5 protein-coding genes and 1 pseudogene are annotated in these 5,839 nt (G+C 63.9%); 1 reads left to right on the top strand and 5 read right to left on the bottom strand.

Annotated features, from left to right (window positions below):
- The 3 genes and pseudogenes from WEB61_RS03775 to WEB61_RS03765 all read right to left on the bottom strand — a co-directional run.
- The coding region (locus WEB61_RS03775) for an MFS transporter (RefSeq protein ID WP_368062988.1) at window positions 1–1,345 on the bottom strand (1,345 nt) is incomplete at its 3' end.
- Between the two features lie 86 nt (window positions 1,346–1,431).
- A complete protein-coding gene (locus WEB61_RS03770; protein ID WP_368062987.1) occupies window positions 1,432–3,642 on the bottom strand; it encodes a response regulator in 2,211 nt (736 codons plus the stop codon).
- A gap of 114 nt (window positions 3,643–3,756) precedes the next feature.
- Window positions 3,757–4,401, bottom strand: a pseudogene (locus WEB61_RS03765) (ATP-binding protein); the annotation flags it as partial.
- A gap of 109 nt (window positions 4,402–4,510) precedes the next feature.
- Between WEB61_RS03765 and WEB61_RS03760 the strand changes: the two are divergent.
- Window positions 4,511–4,882, top strand: a complete 372-nt coding sequence (locus WEB61_RS03760) for a hypothetical protein (RefSeq protein ID WP_368062986.1) — start codon at window positions 4,511–4,513, stop codon at window positions 4,880–4,882.
- Between the two features lie 106 nt (window positions 4,883–4,988).
- Here WEB61_RS03760 and WEB61_RS03755 read toward each other — a convergent pair whose 3' ends face one another.
- Both WEB61_RS03755 and WEB61_RS03750 read right to left on the bottom strand, forming a co-directional pair.
- A complete protein-coding gene (locus WEB61_RS03755; RefSeq protein ID WP_368062989.1) occupies window positions 4,989–5,387 on the bottom strand; it encodes a type II toxin-antitoxin system PemK/MazF family toxin in 399 nt (132 codons plus the stop codon).
- Between the two features lie 79 nt (window positions 5,388–5,466).
- Window positions 5,467–5,628, bottom strand: a complete 162-nt coding sequence (locus tag WEB61_RS03750; RefSeq protein ID WP_368062985.1) for a hypothetical protein — start codon at window positions 5,626–5,628, stop codon at window positions 5,467–5,469.
- Window positions 5,629–5,839 lie beyond the last annotated feature (211 nt).

Genomic DNA, 5,839 nt, shown 5'->3' with positions numbered 1-5,839 from the left:
TCAGCAGGATGGCCGGCACGCCCATCAGCGCGGTCGAGATGAAGAAGGGCACATAACCAACCGTGGCGGGCGTGAGGCCCGGCGCCACGCCAACCAACGCTTCGGCGATGGCGGGGCGAACCGCGTACCAGTCGACCATAACGCCCGACAGGCCACCCAGTATCTTGCCCGGCAAGGCGAAGGCTGAACTGAAGAGCGCATATTGCGTGGCCGCGAATTGATGGTTCACCAGGCTCGACATATAGGCGATGAGACAGGTGCCCGCGAACCCGCCGGAAAAATTCTCGGCGCTGATCGTAATTGCCAGCGCCGTGGGATCGGCGCCGCGCATCGCCAGCCAGACGAAAACCAGATTGGTGAGCGTGGCGGCAAGCGCGCCGACCAGCAGCGTGCGCAGGATGCCGAAACGGACGACGGCAAGACCGCCGACGACAGCGCCCGCGATCGTCATCCAGATGCCATAGAGCTTGACCACCGTGGCGATGGTCGAAAGCGAGAAACCGATGTCGATGTAAAGCGGGTTCGCCATCACGCCCATCACGAAGTCGGGCACGCGATAGAGGCCGATCAAGGCCAGCATCGCAAGCGACCACCAGCCGTAGCGGCCGAAGAAATCGACGAAGGGCGCGACGATGGCGCGGTATGTCCAGGCGAAGGCGGCTTCGAGAGGTCCCTGCATGTGGAAGCGGCGCACGATGTCGGCCATCGCTTCTTCGCCGATGATCGGCGCCTCGGCCTCCGGCAGCCGCGGTGCGAGAAGTGCTGCGCCGATGCCAACCAGCATCAACGCCGCCATCGAGAGATAGGCTGCCTGCCAGGAGATGAAATCGGCAATGTAGAGCGCGCCGGCGCCCGAGCCGATAAGCGCGAAGCGATAGCCAAGCTGATAGACGGCGGCCATCGCGCCCTGCTTTTCATCCGAGGCGGCCTCGATGCGCCAGGCGTCGATGGAAATATCCTGTGTCGCGGAAGCAAAGGCGAGAACAAGCGCCCCGAAGACGACGGGAACCAGCGACACGGCGGGATCGCTGAGCGAGATGGCGATGAGGGCCGCCGCGGCGACCGTCTGCGCGAAAATCATCCAGGCGCGGCGTTTGCCGAGAAGACGGTCGAGAAGGGGAAGACGAATGCGGTCGAGAATCGGGGCCCAGAGAAACTTGATCGTGTAGGCAAGCCCGACATAGCTCAGCAGACCGATTTCAGTGCGCGTGATACCGACCTCGCGCAGCCAAGCCGAAAGCGTCGAGAAGACGAGGAGATATGGCAGGCCGGCCGAGAAGCCCAGCAGCAGCATGATGAGGATGCGCGGCTCGGCATAGACCTTCCACAATTCGGCGAGGCTCATTCGGCCATCGCTCTTGCTCGCCGCCATCGCAATACCCCCACCCGGTTCCGTAACTGCCGGTTCATCCGGCGCAAACGGACTTCACTTTAGGCGAGATTCGCCGTTTCGCCAGCAAGCGTTCCATGCGGCGAGCGGCGGCCCGCCCAGGCGGCCAGCGCCACATTGAGGGCATCGGCGGCAACGGGCTTGGACAGATAATCGTCCATCGCGGCGTCGAGGCAGGCCTGACGGTCTTCGGCCATGGCGTTGGCCGTCAGCGCGATGATGGGCAGGGCGGCATGCGCGGTTTCAAACGCGCGGATGCGCGCCGTCGCCTCGAAACCATCCATGCCCGGCATGTGGAGATCCATCAGGATCAGGTCGATTTCGCCGGCCGTGTCGGCCTCGATTGCGGCGACCGCCTCGACACCGTTGCGGGCAAGGCGGACGCTGTGGCCTGTATGTTCGAGAAGCGTGCGTGTCAGGAGGGCGTTGATCTCATTGTCCTCGGCCACCAGCACGCAAAGCGACAGCGCGGGCGCGGTGAGGGCCTTGCGCGGGGCCGGCTCGGACAGCATCTCGGCTTCGGCGGCGAAATCAGGCGCGTATGGCGCACCGATATCGCCGGCCCAACCGCGCACGCGCAGATCGGTCAAACGGCCGATCAGAGAGGCGGCGCGGACGGGACGCACCAGATAGCCGTCAAAGGGCGCCGCGTCGCCTTGCGTCAACGCATCGAGGCGGTTGCGATCCTGCGGGTGGAGCAGCACCAGCGTGCCGATATCGCTTTGCAGGCGGCGCGCCTCGGCGGCAAGCACCGCGCCCTCGCCGGCGGCGCTATCGGCCGGACAAATAAAGACATCGGCGGGCGCGGCGGCCAGCGCGCGCGCCAGCGCCTCGCTGTCCGTCACCAGATGCGTTTCGGCGCCGGCGGCAGAAGCGGCGCGGGCGAGGCCTGCGGCCAGCATCGGGCGATCGTTGAGGATCAGCACACGAAAGCCTTCGAGCGCCGACAGCGCGGCAGCGCCCGGCGCGGGCTCGGCGATACGGAGCGGCAGATGCGCGCGGAAGGTCGAGCCCCGACCGCGTGTGCTTTCGACTTCGATGCGGCCGCCCATGGCCAGTACCAGCCGGCGCGTGATCGCAAGACCGAGGCCGGTGCCTTCGTATTGACGGGCGTGGGACTGATCGGCCTGCGCAAATTCGTCGAAGATGTGTTCGAGGCTCGTCTCGTCCATGCCGATGCCGGTGTCCTCGATTTCGAGCAGCAATTCGGCGCGGTCTCCGGTGTGGGCGCCGGTGCGGGAGAGACGCAGCGCGACACCACCCGCACCTGTAAACTTGATCGCGTTGCCCGCAAGGTTGATCAATATCTGGCGGATGCGCGGCTCGTCGCCGAGAAGGCGTTTGGGCACGGACGCCGAAATGTCGGTGACGATTTCGAGGCCCTTGTCGAAGGCACGGGGCGCCAGCAGCTCGGCCACGCTTTCGAGCACATGACGCGGATCGAAAGGCGCTTCCTCAAGCGTGACCTTTCCGGCCTCGATTTTCGAATAGTCGAGAATGTCGTTGATGATCGCGAGAAGCGCCTGGCCCGAGGCACGCACGGCTTCGGCATAGGAACGCTGGGCGGGCGCGAGTCTGGTGTCGAGCAGCAACTGCGTCATACCGATGACACCGTTCATCGGTGTACGGATTTCATGGCTCATGGTGGCGAGGAAGAGGCTTTTTGCGCGATTGGCTTCCTTGGCGAGTTTCAGCGCGTCGGCGAGTTTTTCTTCCGCCAGCTTGCGGTCGGTGACGTCTCGGCCGACCGACTGAATTTCAACAAGCTTGCCGTCGTCGTCGCGGATCGCGAATTCCTCCCAGGCGATCCAGCGAGGGCCGCGCATCGTCACCGCGCGCTCGTCGAAACGGATGCGATAGGGCGGCGTCGCGAGACCGGCGAAGCTTGCCAGCATGCGCGGCGCGTCACCTTCGGGCACTTCCGGCAGGAACGGGCGGCCGATCACCTCGGCGCGGGTCTTGCCGAAGGTGTCGCAGAAGACGTCGTTGACATAGGTGAGACGGGCCTGCAGGTCCTTGCGGGTGATGAGGTCGCCCTGTGCGCGCAGCAGATCCGCAAGTCGCGCCTCGCGTTCGGCGATCTCCCATTTCTCGTCGCGCAGCGTTTCGACGCGGGCCTGCAGCACCTCGATCTCGCGGAGATGCGCGGTCGCGCGGGCCGAGGCGCGACGCCAGGCCTCGACGCCCAGAAACAGGACGGCAGCGAGCCCGAGCAGGAAGATGGGCGTCTGGTCGAAGGCAAGGACAGGCATACGGGTTCCGCGGCTGCCGGCCATTGGCCGGGCATGTCGACAAGACCCGACTGTGCCTTCCCGGCACTTGAGAAAGCGCTAAGGCTTATGGTTAGCGAAAGGTGAAGAGACGCGTCACGCCGCCGCGCCGAGTTTGCCGGCGATGGTTTCGCGATAGGCGAGCGCCTCGGCGATGTGGATGCGCTGGACGCCGCCCGCGCCTTCGAGATCGGCCAGCGTTCGCGCGACGCGCAATACGCGGTGATAGCCGCGGGCGGTGAGGCCCATGCGTTCCGACGCTTCGACCAGCAGGCGCTTGCCGGGATCATCCGGCGCGGCGATGCGGTCGAGCAGTTCGCCCTCGACATGGGCGTTGAGCAGCATGGATTGCGGGCCGGCGAGTTCGGCGAAACGCTTTTCCTGGATGTCGCGCGCAACGGCGACGCGCCGGGCAACCTCGGGCGAGCCTTCGGCCGGCGGCGGCAGCGCCAGATCCGCATGCGCGACCGGCGGTACCTCGATGTGAATGTCAATGCGGTCGAGCATCGGGCCCGACAGTTTCGCCTGATAATCGCCGACGCAGCGCGGCACGCGCGGACTGGCGGGGGCCGCATCGCCCGCATGGCCGCAACGGCAGGGGTTCATCGCCGCGACAAGCTGAAAGCGGGCCGGAAATGTTATGTGCGCATTGGCACGCGCAACGACGGCCTCGCCGGTTTCCAAAGGCTGACGCAGGCTGTCCAGAACCTGACGCGGAAACTCCGGCATTAGGTAGCAAACACACCAGAGATTCTACCTCACCTTTCGGGGGTCCGGGGGTACTTTCTACTCCATGACAACGGAACGCCCCAACACGGTCGCTGGCCTTACCGCCAAGCGGGATCAGCTCTTGAAGCTCCGCAAGCATCTTGAGGCTGAGACCCGCAAGGTCACATGCGACATAGACCATCTGGACGCCTGCATTGCGCTATTCGATCCGGCCAACACCCCGGAAGCGATACAGCGCTATGTGACCAAGCACCGCGCCCGTCACGGCCACGTCAGACGCTTCGTCCTGACATTCCTACGGGACGCCACGGGGCCGGTCACGTCGCGGGACGTGACTGAGGCATGGATGAAGGACCGGGGCCTGCGGGCCGACGAAGCAACCTTCGTCCTGATCCGCAAGCGCATAGGGGCCTGTCTGACGGGCCTGCAAGCCGATGGGCTGGCAAAGGGGGCTGGAATGGCCGGGGACTACAAGGGCTGGGCGCTGGCCTAGAAAAAGGGAAGCCCCGCGCGGCTTGGAATCGCCAGTGCGGGGCTTGCCACCCTAAGGTGGTCTTGAGGCTCAACGGCATGCCGCGAGCAATCCCCAGATATGTGGTCTATTGGCCACCCCTAGTCAAGGACCCCAGCCCGATGGCGAAAAGGACGCCTTTGTGGACCTCCGCTATTTGTTCCGCAGAAAGCTTAGGGTGAATGTACTTTCGCTTGCCGCCAACCATCCGTTCAGTTCGAAACAAATCAAGTCTTTGGAACCCCACTGTTGCGAGCATGTCACATTTTGCCCACCAGACAGAGAGCGGAAATGGATGGGGAAGCGCCTCTTCCAATTCGATTCGACGCTGATATTCGATCTTGTTATTGGGCGCGGTTCCGCTCAGGGGGACAACCGTGCAGAGGCTATCGCGATAAGGAAGGCGCGGCGAAATAACGACCGCCGGACGCTTCTTGATCATCTCGGGCTTTCGGAATCCGCCAAGGGCGTAGTCGCAAAGAACCACCGTTCCGATGGCAACCGGATATTTAATGGGCAAAAGTAAATCTCGCGTAGGTTAGTCCGTGGGCGGAGTTACCACTCACTCACAAATCGGCGAGTCGCACAAGAAAAGCCAAGAGTGTGCCAAGCAACATGATGGCCGCGCCGGTCACAATGACGATCCGGCCCGGGCGGTCCCAGCGCCGCCCCAGCAGACAGCCCGCCATCAGGATCAGGAAGCCCATTCCTATCGTCGCCAGCGCCATCAATTCATCCCCACTCTTGATCGTCTATCACGCTCTAACCCGCACCGGACGCAGCGGAGATTAAATGCTTGGCGTGATGCTGGGACCGGCGTTACGGTAAAATCTCAACCGAAAGGGGTTTTCCAATGGACAAGAAAAAGCTGATCGTTGGTGTTGTCCTGTTGAGCGGTTTGATTGCCGGTGCTGCGTATGCGTCACTCTACAATCCTCG

The sequence above is a fragment of the Parvibaculum sp. genome (genome assembly GCF_040882025.1).
Lineage (GTDB): Bacteria > Pseudomonadota > Alphaproteobacteria > Parvibaculales > Parvibaculaceae > Parvibaculum.
Note: the sequence above shows the minus strand (reverse complement) of the source record. Positions and strands in the feature narration are given on the sequence as shown.